Consider the following 15,218-nt stretch of genomic DNA (forward strand, 5'->3'; position numbering starts at 1 on the left):
GGGCTAGACCCAGTCGCAGCTCAGCACGCCGCGGTCGAGCAGCCATTGCTGCGCCGCCAGGGCAACCGGCATCAGCGCCAGCAGAATCAGATAGGCCAGCCGCAACTGGCGCGCCGCGATCGCAACAAATCCGATCGGCAGCGATGCGGCGAGCAGGCACCAGACAAAGACCGCGGCGGCGCGATGCCCCGGGTCTGACGCATCGGTGCAGAGCAGCGTGCCGAACACCAACTGGACGCCAATAACGCACGCCATGAGCTGCGTGGCCGGGATAACCGCGAATTTCCAGTCGGGCAGCGCGGCAAGGCGATCACTCATTTCCGATAAGTGCCCGTGAAGCTGACATTCGCGCCGCCACAACGATTATTGTCGGTCACGACGAGATACGCGCCCAGCGGCTTGATCCGGACCTGGCAATCGTCGCTGAACGCGTCGTTGTAGTAGGTGAGCATGCCGGCGATCGGCGTCGCATCGCCTTCGATCTGCCCGACATGGACCCCGCCGCGCTCCACCCTGTCGCGGTCGCGACTTCCCCATAATGCGCTGCCGGTGATGTGAAGCGCGCCGCGAGCCGGGCTGCGCGTGATGTCGATGTCGTTGTCCCAGCTCTTCCAACTGCCCAGCCAGGAGCCTGGCGCCGGTGCGGGTAGCGCAACTGCGCGCAGAGCATCGCTCTCGATCCAGCCGCTGGTTGGGTCGCTCCGACCCGGCGCGACATAGGTGACTTGGGTGAAGTTCCCGCGAACTTCGGTGGCGACGAGTTGGTCGCCGGGCAGGACATAGGCCTTGCGCCGGCAGACAGGGGTGCGCGCGGGGCAGCCCTTTCGCTCGGCATCGTCATAGAAAAAGCGCTGCGGGCCGGGCTTGACCTGAACTAGCGCGCCCTTGGGCAGCGGTGCGTCGGGTACGGCCTGGAGAAGCAACGCTAGCACCAAAACCGACATCCCAATCCCCCGAAAAGCTAGACCGTCATTCCCTGCAGCAGCTTCGGCACATCGCCGCTTTCGCCGCGCGCCTCGGCCATGAACCAGTCCTTCAAGGGCGGCAGCTTGTCGACCGCAGAGAGGCCGAAGCGGCGGACGGCGCTGGCGGTCTTGCCGGGGATGCCGAACAGCCGGGTCAGCCCGTCGGTGGCAGCGGCGACCATGAAGGTGTCGAGCCCGCGCCAGCGCTGGTAGCGCGCGAGCAGCTGCGGGTCGCCCATGTCGAGGCCGAGGCGCTTGCCGTCGACCAGCACCTCGACCAGCGTGGCAACGTCGCGGAAGCCGACATTGACGCCCTGGCCGGCGATCGGATGGATGCCGTGCGCGGCATCGCCGACCAGCGCCAGCCGGTCGCTCGTGATCCAGGCGGCGTGGTGGAAGCCCAGCGGATGGCTGAAGCGCGCGGTAAGCGGGCCGAGCTTGCCCAGGAACCCGCCCATCCGCTTCTCCGCCTCGTGCAGATAGGCGCGCTCGGAGATCTTCATCATGCCGGCGGCATCGCGGGCGTTGACCGTCCACACCACTGCAGAGCGATGGCCATTCTCATCGTCGAGCAGCGGCAGGATCGCGAACGGCCCCTCGGGATAGAAGATCTCGAAGGCGATATTCTCGTGGCTGCGCTCGTGGCCGAGCGTGGCGACCATGGCGGCATGATCATAGCTCCAGCGCGCGGTGCTGAGATTGGCGGCCTCGCGCGTCGGCGAGTTGCGGCCCTCGGCGCCGATCAGCAGCTGGGCGTGGACGGTGGTGCCGTCGCTGAGCTGCGCGGTGACGCCGAATTCACTGCGTTCCACGTGAAGCGCGCGGGTCTGCATGCGCACATCGGCAAGCGGTGCGGCGACCGCGGCTTCGTAGAGCGCGGTGCGCAGGATGCGGTTTTCGAACATATGGCCGAGCGCGCCATCGCCTTCGCCCGGCGCGAAATCGAGCTTGCCGGGTTCGAGCCCGTCCGAGACGCGGATGCCCTGGATCGGGCACCCCTTGCCGGCGAGGCGCGGCGCAACGCCGATCGCTTCGAACATCCGCATCGGCGCGCTGGCGATCGCCGAGGCGCGGCCGTCATGCTTCGCAGCGAGGATCTGCGCCGGATCGGCGGGATCGACGACGATCGAGGAAATGCCATGCGCATCGAGCGCGGTGGCCAGCGCCGAGCCGACCAGCCCGCCGCCGAGAATGAGGACATCTGCGCGATCCATAGGCGTGCCGTAGCGTGGCACGAACGGACTGCCAATGGCACGGATGCGCCGGAACGTGGCGGGAACGCTTGACGGCGGAGTCCCGGCAGGCGATTAACCGGCTCGCACCCCCTGAAATTCTGGAGGCTGGGCATGGCGTCCCGGGCACAGGCGCCGCTTTGGCGCGAAACGATGAAGGCCGGCGCGCGCCGCAGTGGCGCGGTGATCGGCGGAGCCGCCCTGTTTCTGGGCGTGCTGGCGCTCGGCGTCGCGCTGGGCAGCTATCAGCCGACCGATCCGTCGCTCAACACCGCCGCGGCAGGCCCGGCGCGCAACTGGATGGGCGAGCCCGGCGCGTGGATCGCCGACCTGCTCTATGCGCTGCTCGGACCCGCGGTGTGGCTGTTCCTGCCGATCGGGCTGATCGTCGCCTATCGCCTGCTCAAGGACCGGCCGGTGGGCAATTGGGGCACGATGTTCCGCGGCGTCGGCGTGGGCGTGATCTTCGTCGCCACCGCGCTCGCCTTTTTCTCCACCGATGCGGTGCTCTCGCTGGCGGGCGGCTGGGGCGGCGTGGTCGGGCTCAGCATCGCCGGGCTGTTCAACTGGGCGATCGGCTTTGCCGGCGACCCGGGCATAAGCTGGTGGGCCGGACGCGGGCTCGGCCTGGTCTGCGGGCTGATCGGCCTGTTCATCTGGTGGCGCAGCCTCGACTTCACTCTGCCCGAGCGCGCGATCCGCATGCCGAGCATCCCGAGCCTGAAGGGGCCGGGCAAGACCGCGTTGATCGGCGGGCCCGAGCCGCGCGAGCGCGAACGTGAAGTCGCCGAACCGAAGATCCGCGAGGGCCGCGAGCCGCGCAAGACCGTGGTGCCCGACAATCGCCCCGGCCCGGTGATCGCCGACCGGATGGTCGCGCCCTCTCCTGCGCGGACCAAGCCGCCGACTCAGACCAGCCTCGATTTCAAGGACAGCTATCAGCTTCCGCCGATCGACCTGCTCAAGGCACCCCCGGTCAACAAGAATGCCGGGATCGACAAGGCGGCGCTGGAGCGCAACGCCCGGCTGCTCGAGAGCGTGCTCGACGATTTCAACGTGAAGGGCCAGATCGTCGAGGTTCGCCCCGGCCCGGTCGTCACCATGTATGAGCTCGAGCCTGCCGCCGGCATCAAGGCAAGCCGCGTGATCCAGCTTGCCGACGACGTGGCGCGCAACATGTCCGCCACCTCTGCGCGCATCGCGACGATCCCGGGGCGCAGCGTGATCGGCATCGAGCTGCCCAATGCTATCCGTGAGCCGGTCAATCTGCACGAGCTGATCGCCAGCCAGGCATTCGAGGACCAGGGCGCGACGCTGCCGCTGGTGCTCGGAAAGAATATCGGCGGCGATCCCGTCATCGCCGACCTCGCGCCAATGCCGCATCTGCTCGTCGCCGGTACCACCGGCTCGGGCAAGTCGGTGGGCCTCAACTCGATGATCCTCTCTTTGCTCTACCGGCTGACGCCCGAGCAGTGCCGGATGATCATGATCGATCCCAAGATGCTCGAACTGAGCATGTACAAGGACATTCCGCATCTGCTCGCCGATGTGGTGACCGAGCCGGCCAAGGCCGTGCGCGCGCTCAAATGGGCGGTGGAGCAGATGGAAGACCGCTACCGGATGATGGCGCATGCCAATGTCCGCAGCCTCGCCTCGTTCAACGACAAGGTGCGCCAGGCCAAGGCCAAGGGCCAGAAGCTCGGGCGCAAGGTGCAGGTCGGCTACGACCCCGACAGCGGCAAGCCGATCTACGAGGAAGAGGCGCTTGACCTGCAGCCGCTGCCGCAGATCGTGGTGATCGTCGACGAGCTCGCCGACCTGATGATGACCGCGGGCAAGGAAGTCGAATTCCTGATCCAGCGCCTCGCGCAGAAGGCGCGCGCGGCGGGCATCCACCTGATCATGGCGACGCAGCGCCCCTCGGTCGACGTCATCACCGGCGTGATCAAGGCGAATTTGCCGACCCGCCTCTCCTTCTACGTCGCCAGCAAGATCGATTCGCGCACCATCCTAGGCGAGCAGGGCGCCGAGCAGCTGCTCGGCAAGGGCGACATGCTCTATATGCCGGGCGGCAAGCAGCTGGTCCGCGTCCACGGCCCGTTCGTCAGCGACGACGAAGTCCAGGCGGTCGCCGATTTCTGGCGCTCGCAGGGGACGCCCGACTATATCACTGCGGTCACCGAGGAGCCCGAGGATGGCGGGTTCAGCCTCGACGGCGCGCCCGAGGGTGACGATTCGCCGGAGGACCAGCTCTATCGCCGCGCGATCCAGCTGGTGGCGGAAAGCCAGAAGGCATCGACCTCGTGGCTGCAGCGCCAGCTGCGCGTCGGCTACAACTCCGCGGCGCGGCTGGTGGAGCGGATGGAAAAGGACGAGCTGGTCTCTCGCCCCGACCATGTCGGCCGCCGCGAAGTGCTGATGGATACCGACGGGCGGCAGCTCTAAACGGATCGAAAAGCGGGCTCAGGGGGTTCAGGGGACATTCAAGCCCCGCCCTTCAGGGGCATTCCCCGCAATCTGGAGAATGAACACGTGTTTGCACGGCCCCTCGCCTTCAGCCTCGCCCTGTCAGCGCCTGCGCTGATCTCTGCGGCTGCCGCGCCCGCAGCTGGCGAACTCGCGCAGGTGCAGCAGCATCTCTCGGGCGTGACCTCGATGACCGCCGGTTTCGCGCAGACCGACCGCAACGGCCGCACGCTCACCGGCACGATGACGCTCAAGCGCCCCGGCAAGATCCGCTTCCAATATCAGAAGGGCGTCCCCCAGCTGATCGTGGCGGACGGGCGCAGCCTCTATTTCATCGATTACCAGGTGCGCCAGGTTGATCGCTGGCCGATCGGCAATTCGCCGCTGGCGGTGCTGCTCAACCCGAAGAAGGACATCACCAAATTCGCCAAGCTGGTGCCGACGGGCAGCCCCCAGCTGGTCTCGATCGAGGTCCATGATTCGGACCATCCCGAATATGGCCGGATCACGATGATCTTCCAGAAGAACGCCTCGGCGCCCGGCGGGCTGATGCTCCAGGGCTGGGTGGCGCTGGATTCGCAGAACAACCGCACGACGATCCGGCTGTCGAACCAGCAGTTCAATGCCAATATCAGCGACGGAGCGTTCCGCTGGAACGACCCGCGGAAGCAGGGTCCGCGCTAGGCTGAACACCGTTCATGCTGGCGACAGGTAGCCGGGCATAGAACCTGTCTTGCGGATGTGAGGGCGTACCCGGGATTTTCCCCCTGTTGCTCGGGATCTTCACACCCCGCCTGCGTGACGAACGCTAGGTCGGCCCTCGTTCCAATGCCCCCGGAGCGAGGGCCTTTCCTTGTCTGATGGACTTGGACTGGTGCGCGGGCGAAACACTCCCTAAATCCGGCGCGATGAAGATCGCCTCCTGGAACATCAACTCCGTCCGCTTCCGCATCGAGATCGTCGAGCAGTTCCTGCGCGAAGAGGCTCCCGACATCCTGTGCCTGCAAGAAACCAAGGTGATCGACGGGGACTTCCCCGAAGGCGCCTTCCGCGCGATGGGCTATGACCACATCATCAAGCACGGCCAGCGCATGCACCACGGCGTGGCGATCATCGCGCGCGTGCCGGTGGTCGAGGACGACCGGTTCGACTGGCAGGCCAATGGCGAGGCCCGCCATGTCGGCGTGCGGCTGCCGAACGGCGTGCGACTCGAGAATGTCTACGTCCCTGCCGGCGGCGACGTGCCCAATCGCGAGGTGAACCCCAAGTTCGGCCAGAAGCTCGATTTCCTCGAGCGGATGATCGGCTGGTCCGAAGGCCTCGACGTCCCCTCGATCCTGACCGGCGACTTCAACATCGCGCCGCTGGAGAGCGACGTGTGGAGCCACAAGCAGCTGCTCGACGTGGTCAGCCACACCCCGATCGAAGTCGAGACGCTGGGCCGGCTGCAGGCGGCGAACGACTGGGTCGATCTGGGCCGCCACTTCATCCCCGCGCCGACGCGCAATTTCACCTGGTGGAGCTACCGCGCCAAGGACTGGGCCGCATCGGACCGCGGGCGCCGGCTCGATCATATGTGGGCGAGCCGCGACGTCGCAGCCAAGGCGACCAGCCACAAGGTGTGCGAGCCGTGCCGCTCGTGGCTCAAGCCCTCCGACCACGTCCCGATCATCACCGAGTTCGCCTTTTGAGCGCGCACGCCGCCGCCCGTGCCGTCGACGCGCTGCGCCGCGGCTGGCCCGTGGCGATCGGCGAGCTGGCGCTGCTCGCGGTGGAGACTGCCGATGCGCGGCGGCTGGCGGCGTTCGATGAAGCGGGTACCGCCGATCTGCTGCTGTCCGCCGGCCGCGCGGCGACGCTCAAGCTCGCCAACCAGCGCGATGCCGCGACTCCGGACGCCCCGGTGCTGGTCGAGCGTGCGCCCTGGCTCGACTTCGATACTGCGACGGCGCTGGCCGACCCGCAGTTCGATCTCGCCACACCCTTGAAGGGGCCCTTCCGCGCGATTCCGCTGGTCGAGCCCGAACTGGCCGCCGCTGCTTTGCGGCTCGCTCGGGTGGCGGGGCTGCTGCCGGCCTTTTTCGTCCGTCCCGCTGCCAGCGAGGAGACAATCACCCCGGCCGATATCGACGCACACGAAGATGCTGACCGCCTGCGCATCGTCGCGCGTGCGCATCTGCCGGTGCTCGATGCCGAAGACAGCGAGATCGTCGCCTTCCGTACCGACGAGATGCCCGGCGAGCATGTTGCGCTGCTGATCGGCGAGCCGAACGGCAATCCGCCGCTCGTCCGCCTGCACAGCGAGTGCCTGACCGGTGACGTGCTGGGCAGCCTCAAATGCGATTGCGGGCCACAGCTCCAGGCGGCGATCCGCGAGATCCAGGCGAGCGGTTGGGGCATCCTGCTCTATCTGCGCCAGGAAGGGCGCGGGATCGGGCTGATCAACAAGCTGCGCGCCTATGCGCTGCAGGATCAGGGCTTCGACACGGTCGATGCCAATACTCGGCTGGGCTTCGCGGTAGACGCGCGCAACTTCGCCACCGCGGCCAGGATGCTGTCGCTGCTCGGCCAGCGACGGATCCGGTTGCTGACCAACAATCCGGAGAAGGTGGCGGCGCTGGAGGCCGCAGGGATCGAGGTCGCCGAGCGCGTCCCCCACTTCCTGCCGCCGAACCCGCATAACGAGCGCTATCTCGCGACCAAGCGCGACCGCACCGGGCATCAGTTCTGAGGTATTTCCTCGACACCGAGTTCAACGGATTCGGCGGGGCGCTGATCGCGCTGGCGCTGGTGCCCGAGGATGGCGGCGCGCCCTTCTACGCGGCGCTGCCCTGCCCCGACCCCACCGACTGGGTGGCCGAGCATATCCTGCCCGCGCTCGACGTGGCGCCGATCTCGCGCGAGGCGATGGGGCGGGCCTTCGCGGCCTATCTCGGCGACGATCCCGATCCGCTGCTGGTTGCCGACTGGCCCGAGGATATCGCCCATGCCGCGACGCTGCTGATCGCGGCACCGGGGCATCGCTATCCGATCGACCGCATCCGCTTCGAGCTGTGCGACGCCTTCGGCTTCGACAGCGCCGCGCTCAGCAAACGCCCGCACAACGCACTGTCTGACGCCATGGCGCTACGCGACTATCTCCTCGCCCGAGAGGCGAAGGGCTTTTAAGCGACCAACCGCGCGACTTCGTCGAAGTCGTGCGCGATCAGCGTCACCCCGAGCGCCCGCAACCGCTCGGCATGGTCGGGCGCGCAGTGCGAGCCGGCGCACAGGCCGATCACATCCGCGCCGGACGCCACCGCGCCGGTGACGCCCACCGGCGAATCCTCGAGGATCACGCAACGCTCGATCGGCACGCCGAGCTGGGCGGCGGCATAAAGGTAGAGATCGGGCGCGGGCTTGCCGCGCGTAACGTGCTCGCGGCCGCTATAGATATGGTCGCCGAACGCGGCACGGATGCCGAGATGCTCAAGATGGCTGCTGATCCAGTGCGTCGTGCTCGACGAGGCAATCGCGCGGGGCAACGAAGCCGGCAATCCTTCGACGAAACGGATCGCACCGGCGACGGCGGGCAGGCCCTCTTCCAGCACGCGGGCATCCTCTTCGGCGCGGGCAGTGTGAAAGTCATCCGGGATCGCGCGACCGATCCACTTCTCGACCGCGCCGAGGAAATCGGCACCCGCCAGGCCCATGAAGTTGGCCATCGAGTCCTCAGGACTCGTCGGGTGACCGATGCTGGTCAGATACGCCGCGATCTGGCGGTTGCCGGCCGCTTCGCTCTCGAGCAGCACGCCATCGAAATCGAACAGGATCGCGTCGTACTTCATCCACGAACTCCAAACAGGGCAGTGCCGACGCGGACATGCGTCGCGCCGATGGTCACGGCGGTCTCGAAATCGCCCGACATGCCCATCGACAGGCCGGTGAGGCCGTGGTCGCGGGCGATCTTGGCGAGCAGGGCGAAATAAGGCGCGGGCTCGAGCTCGAGCGGAGGCACGCACATCAGGCCCTGTACGGGCAGGTCAGCGGCGCGCGCCTCGACGAGCAAGGCCGGCAGATCGGCGACCGGACAGCCGCCCTTCTGTTCTTCGTCACCGATATTGACTTGGAGGAAGCAGTCCGGGCGCTTGCCGGCCTTGTCCATTGCCTTGGCCAGCGCAGCGACCAGCGAGGGGCGGTCGACCGAATGGATCGCGTCGAACAGCGCGACGGCCTCGTCCGCCTTGTTCGACTGGAGCTGCCCGACCAGATGGAGCGCGATGTCGGGAGTCGTCTCGCGCAACTTCGGCCACTTGGCTTCGGCTTCCTGCACGCGATTCTCGCCGAACACGCGCTGGCCGGCGTCGATCAGCGGCTGGATGGCGTCGACGTCGTGCATCTTGGAGATGGCGATCAGCGTGACATCATCGGCTTTGCGCCCCGCGATCTTCGCGGAACGCGCGATTCGGGCGCGCACATCGGCAAGGCGCTGACTGGTTTCGTCTATCGGCATGGTCCGCGCTATAGGCAGGGCGATGCGCCGCCGCCACCCCCTCCCGCGCCTTTGGCTGATGACCGACGAACGCATGGGCGAAGCGCTGTGGGATGCGCTCGAGCGGCTGCCGCGCGGCGCCGGCGTGGTGTTCCGGCATTATGGCCTGGCCGCTGTCGAACGCCGGGCGCTGTTCGCGAGGGTGCTGAAGGTCGCCAGGCGGCGCGGGCTGGTGCTGGTCCGCGCAGGGTCGCAGCCGATGCGCGGCGAAGCAGGCGCGCATGGCAGGCGTGGTCGCGGACTCCGCACCGCGCCGGCGCATAACCGGCGCGAGGCGGTCGCAGCACTGCGCGCAGGCGCAAACGCGCTGTTCGTCTCACCAGCGTTCCCCACCCGCTCGCACCCCGGCGCGCGGGCGCTGGGCCGGGTACGGTTCGGGCTGCTGGTGCGCGGGCTCGACGTGCCGGTGATTGCTCTGGGCGGCATGGACGCGCGCAAGGCTGCGAGCCTCAAGCCGTTCGGACTATATGGATGGGCGGCGATCGACGCCTGGACCCGCTAACGCTCAGAAGCGGAAGGCGGTGCCCACATAGACGGCCTGGCTCTCGCGACGGGTGTCGTTGAGCTTGGGCAGGCGATCTTCCTCGCTACGATAGCGCACGCCGGCGGTCACATCGAGGTTGCGGGTCAGCGAATAGCTGCCGCCGACATCGATCGAGTAGCTCGGCTTGTCGCCGATCAACACCGGCGTGTTGGCCAGCGGACGATCGGCGGCGGCGCTGACGCGGCCGCTGAGGCGCTTGCCGGTATAGCTGACGCCGACATCAGCACGCTCACGGCTGCCCGGCTGATCGACCAGTTCGACGCGAGTCACGTCGCCCGAAACGGCGAGACGCTTCCAGCCGACCGAGACGCCGAGATTGTAGGAGATCGGCGCCAGGCTGACCGGCGCCGCCGACGCGACTTCGCGCGTTACGTCACGGCTGCGCAGCGCCCGGCTCGTGCTCGAGCGGACTGCAACCGTCACGCCGCGGGCATTGCCGCGCGATTCAGCCGGAGTGAAGCGGAAGCTGCCTTCGGGCAGGCCCGAACGGGCGAGCACCGCAGCGAGCTTGGGATCAGCCGCGGCGGGGGTAAAAGTACCGATGTCGCCGCGCAGCGGAAGCGCCGCGCGCTTGGCCGGGGCCACACGCTCGGTCCTGCTGGTCTGCGCCTGAATCGCAGGCGCGAGCAGGAGCCCGGCGACGCTAAGCGCCCCCAGTGCAATCCCTGTCCTGACCTGTACGACTCGCATCAGCATGTTTCCCTAGATAGGATCGCCTACCATGATTCAGAACCGAGGTTCCACCGGTGGCACAAATTTCGTGACGGTGTTGCCCAAGACCCACAGATTCCGCTTTTCAGGGCCTTAACCACCCTGTCCCAACGCACGAATCGGCTCTCGGCTTCCGCCTTGCTCCCGCCACATGAGCCCCTATAGATGCTTTCGACTTTTTGCCTGGTAGGAATGTGACGATGAACCGCCTGTTGCGCACCGCGATCCTGGGGTCGCTTGCTCTCTCGATCACCGCGTGCGGCCATAAGAACAAGGGCGTGGAGGCTGACCTCGCCGCGTCGAAGGTGACCACGATCGGCGTGAATTCCTATCTGTGGCGCGCCAGCCTCGACACGCTGAGCTTCATGCCGCTGCTCCAGACCGATTCGAACGGCGGCGTGATCGTGACCGACTGGTATGTGAACCCGAACGTCCAGACGGAGCGGATGAAGGTGACCGTGACGATCCTCGACCAGGATCTCCGTGCCGATGCGCTGCGCGTGGCCGCCCTTCGCGAAGTCAACCGCAGCGGCGCCTGGGTCGCCGCGCCGGTCCAGGCCGCGACGGTGCAGAAGCTCGAGGACATCATCCTTACCCGCGCCCGCGATCTGCGCCGTGCCGCGGTGGCGACCAAGTAATTTCATTAGTGGCGGTACCTGCCTGCTCTCCCGTCCGGCGAAGCAGGCCGGCATCGCAAGAGAGCAGCAGGAACTGATTTGTCTCGCTTCAACCCGTTGAAGGCGGACGCCGCGTGGCAGAAAATGTGGGAAGAGAACCGCACTTTCGCCGCGCGTGACGATTCGCCCAAGCCCAAGAGCTTCGTCCTCGAGATGTTCCCCTATCCGTCGGGGCGCATCCATATGGGCCACGTCCGCAACTACACGATGGGCGACGTGCTTGCGCGCTTCCGGCGGATGAAGGGCATGGAAGTGCTCCACCCGATGGGCTGGGACGCGTTCGGCATGCCGGCCGAGAATGCGGCGATGGAGAAGAAGGTCCATCCGGGCAACTGGACCCGCGCCAATATCGCGACGATGAAGGCGCAGCTGAAGCGGCTGGGCTTCGCGCTCGACTGGACCCGAGAGCTCGCCACCTGCGAGCCCGATTATTACGGGCACGAACAGGCGATCTTCCTCGATTTCTTCGAGAACGGGCTGGTCTATCGCAAGGAATCGGCGGTCAATTGGGACCCGGTCGACATGACCGTGCTCGCCAATGAGCAGGTGATCGACGGGCGCGGCTGGCGCTCGGGTGCGCTGGTGGAGCGGCGCAAGCTCAGCCAATGGTTCCTCAAGATCACCCAGTTCGCCGACGACCTGCTCGAGGGCGTGCGCGGGCTCGAGCATTGGCCCGACAAGGTCAAGCTGATGCAGGAGAACTGGATCGGCAAGTCGGAAGGCCTGCAGTTCCACTGGACGCTTTCAGACGGCGAAGCTCTCGAAGTTTACACCACCCGGCCGGATACGATCTTCGGCGCGAGCTTCATTGCCGTCGCAGCCGACCATCCGATCGCACAGAAACTGGCCGCTTCGAACGCGGAAGTTGGCGCGTTCATCGAGCTGTGCAAGCAGGGCGGCACCACCGCGGCCGAGTTGGAGACGCAGGAGAAGCTGGGCTATGACACCGGCCTCACTGCCACGCATCCCTTTGATAACGCTTGGCAAGTTCCGGTCTACATCGCCAATTTCGTGCTGATGGACTATGGCACCGGCGCGGTGTTCGGCGTGCCCGCGCACGACCAGCGCGACTTTGAGTTCGCCAGCAAATATTCGCTTCCGATCCGTCGCGTCGTCTCCGAAGGCGACAAGACCGAGTCCGCATTCCACGATGCTGAGGCCTATACCGGCCCGGGCACGCTGGTGAACTCGCACTTCCTCGACGGGATGGACGTGACCGACGCCAAGCGCGCGGTGATCCAGCGTGCCGAGGATGGCGGCTGGGGCAAGGGCCAGACAGTGTGGCGCCTGCGCGATTGGGGTGTCAGCCGCCAGCGCTATTGGGGCACGCCGATCCCGATCATCCATTGCGAGAGCTGCGGCGTGGTCCCCGCCCCGCGCGACTCTTTGCCGATCGTGCTGCCCGAGGACGTGTCGTTCGACATCCCCGGCAACCCGCTCGACCGGCATCCGACCTGGAAGCATGTCGACTGCCCGAAGTGCGGCGCGCCCGCACGGCGCGAAACCGACACGCTCGACACTTTCGTCGATTCCTCCTGGTACTTCATTCGCTTCGCCAGCCAGCCTGCGGACAAGCCGTTCGACAAGGCAGTGGCCGAACAGTGGCTGCCGGTCGGCCAGTATATCGGCGGTGTCGAGCATGCGATCCTGCACCTGCTCTATGCGCGCTTCTTCACCCGGGCGCTGCGCCATATCGGCAAGCTCGACGTGGCCGAGCCGTTCCAGGGCCTGTTCACCCAGGGCATGGTGACGCACGAGACCTATAAGAGCCTCGACGGCCGCTGGCTCTCGCCGGAGGAGATCCGCAAGGACAGCGCCGGCGCAGTGGAACGTGCCTCGGGCGAGCCGATCGAGATCGGCCGCATCGAGAAGATGTCCAAGTCGAAGAAGAACACCGTCGATCCCGAGCCGATCGTCGACCAGTACGGCGCCGACGCGGTGCGCTGGTTCATGCTCTCCGACAGCCCGCCCGAGCGCGATCTCGAGTGGAGCGAGAACGGCATCGAAGGCGCCTGGCGCTTCGTGAACCGGCTGTGGAGACTCTTCCATAGCGTTACGGAAGACGAAGTTGGCACCGGCGAGGACAAGGAGCTCGACAAGCGCCTGCACCGTACGATCGCCGGCGTCGCCGAGGATGTGGAGGCGCTGACCTTCAACAAGTCGGTCGCCAAGCTGTACGAACTGGTCGGCGCGATCGAGAAGGCGCAAGCTTCGGCGTCCAGAACGAACGCAATCCGTACACTCGCCCGCATCGTCGCGCCGATGGTGCCGCATATCGCCGAGGAAGCCTGGGCCGCCATGGGCCAGACCGGCCTGATCGCCGACGCGGACTGGCCCGAAGTGAACCCCGCGCTGCTCGTCGACGATGAAGTGACGATCGCCGTCCAGGTGAATGGCAAGCTGCGCGATACGCTGCTAATGCCGAAGGGCGCGGCCAAGGATCATGTCGAGGCCGCGGCACTTGCCAGCGAGAAGATCGTTAGGGCGCTCGAAGGCAACCAACCGAAGAAGGTGATCGTCGTGCCCGATCGTCTGGTCAATATCGTCGCATGAAGCGAGTAGCGCTCCTCGCCGCCACCGCGCTGGCCCTGTCCGTGTCGCTTTCGGGCTGTGGCCTGCGTCCGCTCTATGGCGGCGGACCCGACGGCACGGTGCGCTCCACGCTTTCCGCGATCGAAGTCGCGCCGATCCAGGGCGGCCAGTCGGGCTGGCTGGTCGCCAATGCGCTCAAGGACCGGCTCGATCATGGCGGCACCGCGCGCTACCGGCTCGACGTCCAGCTCGACGACCAGATTTCTGGCCTCGGCGTGCGCCGCGATGACTCGGTGACGCGCGAGCGGCGCATCCTGCGCGCGCGCTACCAGCTCGTCGACCTGAGCAACGGCAATGTCGTGCTTGACGCCACCGCCGGCTCGGACGCCGGTATCGACGTGGTCGGCAGCGAATATGCGACGATCGCCGCCGAGAAGACCGCGCTCGAGCGGCTTTCGGGCATCGTCGCGGACCAGATCGTGGCGCGCGTCGCCCGCTATGCGCAGACCGCGCCCGCGGCGGGCGGCCAGTGAAGGCCAACGCGACGCAGATCCGCGCCGCGATCGAGAAGCCCAAGCCCGACACGCGGCTTTACCTGTTCCACGGCCCCGACGAGGCTGGCGCCGCCGATCTTGCCACCAGGCTCGGCCAGGCGCTGGGTCCCGACGCCGAGCGTGTCGATCTCGACATGAAGATGCTGCGCGAGCAGCCGGGGCGGCTTGCCGATGAGGCCGCGTCGATGTCGCTGTTCGGGGGAACGCGCTTCATCCGATTGCTTGGTGCCGAGGAAGGCGCTGCCGAGGCGATCGGGCTGCTGCTCAGCGCCGAGCGCGCCGGCAATCCGGTGGTGGCGATCGGCCCGGGGCTCAAGGCGAGCGGCAAGCTGGTCAAGGCGGTGATCGCCGCGCAGAATGCCTATGCCCATGCCTGTTACGTGCCCGAGGGCATGGACGCGACCCGCCTGGCGGCCAATGTCGCGCGCGAGCACGGCCTCCGCCTGATGGGCGACGTGCCGCAGCGGCTGGCCGCAGCAACCGCGGGCGACCGCGCGATCCTGGCGCGCGAGATCGAGAAGCTGGCGCTTTACCTCGATGCAGCGCCTGAGCGGCCCAAGGATGCCGATAGCACCGCTTTGGATGCAATCGGCGCGGATCTGGGCGATTCGGACCTGAGCGACGCAATCACTGCGGTGGTCGACGGCCGGGTGAGCGACATCGGCACCGAGCTTGCCCGGCTGGGCGAGGGCATCGGCGTGCCGCTGATGCGCCAGCTCGCCCGGCGGCTACAGGGCATGGCCGATATGCGCATCGACCTCGATCGCGGCGGCGACATAGACGAAGTACTTGAAAAACATCGCGTTTTCTTCCGCGAAAAGGCATCGACCGGCCGCGCGCTCCGCCGCTGGAACAGCGTCCAGCTCGCTCGCGCAATCGATCGCGTCCGCGAAGCCGAGCGGGCCCTGATGCATTCGGGCAGCGCCGGCGAAGTGCTGGCGGAAGCGGAAGCCGTCACGATCGCACGCCAGGCAGCGCGAGCTCGGGGCTAGAGCGCCGGGATCAC

General features: G+C 67.1%; 16 protein-coding genes. 10 read left to right on the top strand and 6 right to left on the bottom strand.

The window, feature by feature from the left end; all coding sequences use genetic code 11:
* Positions 1-3 precede the first annotated feature (3 nt).
* Genes HZY97_RS12630 through HZY97_RS12640 form a run of 3 tightly spaced genes read right to left on the bottom strand, consistent with a single transcriptional unit; the run spans position 4 to position 2,179 of the window.
* Positions 4-318, bottom strand: coding sequence for a hypothetical protein (locus HZY97_RS12630; protein WP_180144051.1), 315 nt, complete (start codon positions 316-318; stop codon positions 4-6).
* Positions 315-944 (bottom strand): hypothetical protein, encoded by a 630-nt coding sequence (locus HZY97_RS12635; protein ID WP_180144053.1) that lies wholly within the window; start codon positions 942-944, stop codon positions 315-317. The genes HZY97_RS12630 and HZY97_RS12635 overlap by 4 nt, the downstream gene beginning before the upstream one ends.
* 17 nt (positions 945-961) lie before the next feature.
* Positions 962-2,179 carry a UbiH/UbiF/VisC/COQ6 family ubiquinone biosynthesis hydroxylase gene (locus tag HZY97_RS12640; protein WP_180144056.1) on the bottom strand — a complete coding sequence of 406 codons (1,218 nt, stop codon included), beginning with the start codon at positions 2,177-2,179 and terminating at the stop codon, positions 962-964.
* Between the two features lie 132 nt (positions 2,180-2,311).
* On the opposite strand from HZY97_RS12640, the gene HZY97_RS12645 reads away from it, so the two are divergent.
* The 5 genes from HZY97_RS12645 to HZY97_RS12665 all read left to right on the top strand — a co-directional run bounded on the left by HZY97_RS12645 (position 2,312) and on the right by HZY97_RS12665 (position 7,831).
* A complete protein-coding gene (locus tag HZY97_RS12645) occupies positions 2,312-4,642 on the top strand; it encodes a DNA translocase FtsK (RefSeq protein ID WP_180144058.1) in 2,331 nt (776 codons plus the stop codon).
* Between the two features lie 87 nt (positions 4,643-4,729).
* Complete coding sequence (locus HZY97_RS12650) at positions 4,730-5,347, top strand: outer membrane lipoprotein carrier protein LolA (protein ID WP_180144060.1); 618 nt, start codon at positions 4,730-4,732, stop codon at positions 5,345-5,347.
* Between the two features lie 224 nt (positions 5,348-5,571).
* Complete coding sequence (locus HZY97_RS12655) at positions 5,572-6,354, top strand: exodeoxyribonuclease III (RefSeq protein WP_180144062.1); 783 nt, start codon at positions 5,572-5,574, stop codon at positions 6,352-6,354.
* A complete protein-coding gene (gene ribA / locus HZY97_RS12660; protein ID WP_180144064.1) occupies positions 6,351-7,394 on the top strand; it encodes a GTP cyclohydrolase II in 1,044 nt (347 codons plus the stop codon). Before HZY97_RS12655 ends, ribA begins: the two co-directional genes overlap by 4 nt.
* Before the next feature lie 59 nt (positions 7,395-7,453).
* Entirely contained in the window at positions 7,454-7,831 is a 378-nt protein-coding gene (locus HZY97_RS12665) for a hypothetical protein (RefSeq protein ID WP_373684357.1), read from the top strand.
* Here HZY97_RS12665 and HZY97_RS12670 read toward each other — a convergent pair.
* Positions 7,828-8,490 carry an HAD family phosphatase gene (locus HZY97_RS12670; RefSeq protein WP_180144065.1) on the bottom strand — a complete coding sequence of 221 codons (663 nt, stop codon included), beginning with the start codon at positions 8,488-8,490 and terminating at the stop codon, positions 7,828-7,830. The two genes, HZY97_RS12665 and HZY97_RS12670, sit on opposite strands and share 4 nt — an antisense overlap.
* On the bottom strand, positions 8,487-9,155 hold the full coding sequence (locus HZY97_RS12675) for a YggS family pyridoxal phosphate-dependent enzyme (protein ID WP_180144067.1): 669 nt from the start codon (positions 9,153-9,155) through the stop codon (positions 8,487-8,489). Before HZY97_RS12675 ends, HZY97_RS12670 begins: the two co-directional genes overlap by 4 nt.
* Positions 9,156-9,213: 58 nt before the next feature.
* Between HZY97_RS12675 and HZY97_RS12680 the strand changes: the two genes are divergently transcribed.
* Positions 9,214-9,696 carry a thiamine phosphate synthase gene (locus HZY97_RS12680; protein ID WP_257215029.1) on the top strand — a complete coding sequence of 161 codons (483 nt, stop codon included), beginning with the start codon at positions 9,214-9,216 and terminating at the stop codon, positions 9,694-9,696.
* A 3-nt stretch (positions 9,697-9,699) separates the two neighbouring features.
* On the opposite strand, the gene HZY97_RS12685 is transcribed toward HZY97_RS12680, so the two are convergent.
* Positions 9,700-10,428, bottom strand: a complete 729-nt coding sequence (locus HZY97_RS12685; RefSeq protein ID WP_257215030.1) for a hypothetical protein — start codon at positions 10,426-10,428, stop codon at positions 9,700-9,702.
* Positions 10,429-10,649: 221 nt separating this feature from the next.
* Here HZY97_RS12685 and HZY97_RS12690 point away from each other — a divergent pair, with 221 nt between their 5' ends.
* The 4 genes from HZY97_RS12690 (at position 10,650) to holA (ending at position 15,204) form a co-directional block, all read left to right on the top strand.
* Entirely contained in the window at positions 10,650-11,087 is a 438-nt protein-coding gene (locus HZY97_RS12690) for a DUF3576 domain-containing protein (RefSeq protein ID WP_180144073.1), read from the top strand.
* Positions 11,088-11,210: 123 nt separating this feature from the next.
* Positions 11,211-13,679: a leucine--tRNA ligase gene (gene leuS, locus HZY97_RS12695; protein WP_180144600.1), complete on the top strand. Its 2,469-nt coding sequence runs from the start codon at positions 11,211-11,213 to the stop codon at positions 13,677-13,679.
* On the top strand, positions 13,676-14,191 hold the full coding sequence (gene lptE / locus HZY97_RS12700; protein ID WP_180144075.1) for an LPS assembly lipoprotein LptE: 516 nt from the start codon (positions 13,676-13,678) through the stop codon (positions 14,189-14,191). Before leuS ends, lptE begins: the two co-directional genes overlap by 4 nt.
* Positions 14,188-15,204 (top strand): DNA polymerase III subunit delta, encoded by a 1,017-nt coding sequence (gene holA / locus HZY97_RS12705; RefSeq protein ID WP_180144077.1) that lies wholly within the window; start codon positions 14,188-14,190, stop codon positions 15,202-15,204. The genes lptE and holA overlap by 4 nt, the downstream gene beginning before the upstream one ends.
* Positions 15,205-15,218 lie beyond the last annotated feature (14 nt).

The sequence above is a fragment of the Sphingomonas sp. R-74633 genome (assembly GCF_013416555.1).
Lineage (GTDB): Bacteria > Pseudomonadota > Alphaproteobacteria > Sphingomonadales > Sphingomonadaceae > Sphingomonas.

Excerpts from the sequence above, each read along its gene's own strand:
- HZY97_RS12670 (WP_180144065.1), bottom strand. The coding sequence starts at position 8,490 with ATGAAGTACGACGCGATCCTGTTCGATTTCGATGGCGTGCTGCTCGAG.
- HZY97_RS12690 (WP_180144073.1), top strand. The coding sequence starts at position 10,650 with ATGAACCGCCTGTTGCGCACCGCGATCCTGGGGTCGCTTGCTCTCTCG.
- HZY97_RS12655 (WP_180144062.1), top strand. The coding sequence starts at position 5,572 with ATGAAGATCGCCTCCTGGAACATCAACTCCGTCCGCTTCCGCATCGAG.
- HZY97_RS12675 (WP_180144067.1), bottom strand. The coding sequence starts at position 9,155 with ATGCCGATAGACGAAACCAGTCAGCGCCTTGCCGATGTGCGCGCCCGA.
- HZY97_RS12640 (WP_180144056.1), bottom strand. The coding sequence starts at position 2,179 with ATGGATCGCGCAGATGTCCTCATTCTCGGCGGCGGGCTGGTCGGCTCG.
- HZY97_RS12680 (WP_257215029.1), top strand. The coding sequence starts at position 9,214 with ATGACCGACGAACGCATGGGCGAAGCGCTGTGGGATGCGCTCGAGCGG.
- lptE (WP_180144075.1), top strand. The coding sequence starts at position 13,676 with ATGAAGCGAGTAGCGCTCCTCGCCGCCACCGCGCTGGCCCTGTCCGTG.
- HZY97_RS12635 (WP_180144053.1), bottom strand. The coding sequence starts at position 944 with ATGTCGGTTTTGGTGCTAGCGTTGCTTCTCCAGGCCGTACCCGACGCA.
- leuS (WP_180144600.1), top strand. The coding sequence starts at position 11,211 with ATGTGGGAAGAGAACCGCACTTTCGCCGCGCGTGACGATTCGCCCAAG.
- HZY97_RS12685 (WP_257215030.1), bottom strand. The coding sequence starts at position 10,428 with ATGCGAGTCGTACAGGTCAGGACAGGGATTGCACTGGGGGCGCTTAGC.
- HZY97_RS12645 (WP_180144058.1), top strand. The coding sequence starts at position 2,312 with ATGGCGTCCCGGGCACAGGCGCCGCTTTGGCGCGAAACGATGAAGGCC.
- HZY97_RS12630 (WP_180144051.1), bottom strand. The coding sequence starts at position 318 with ATGAGTGATCGCCTTGCCGCGCTGCCCGACTGGAAATTCGCGGTTATC.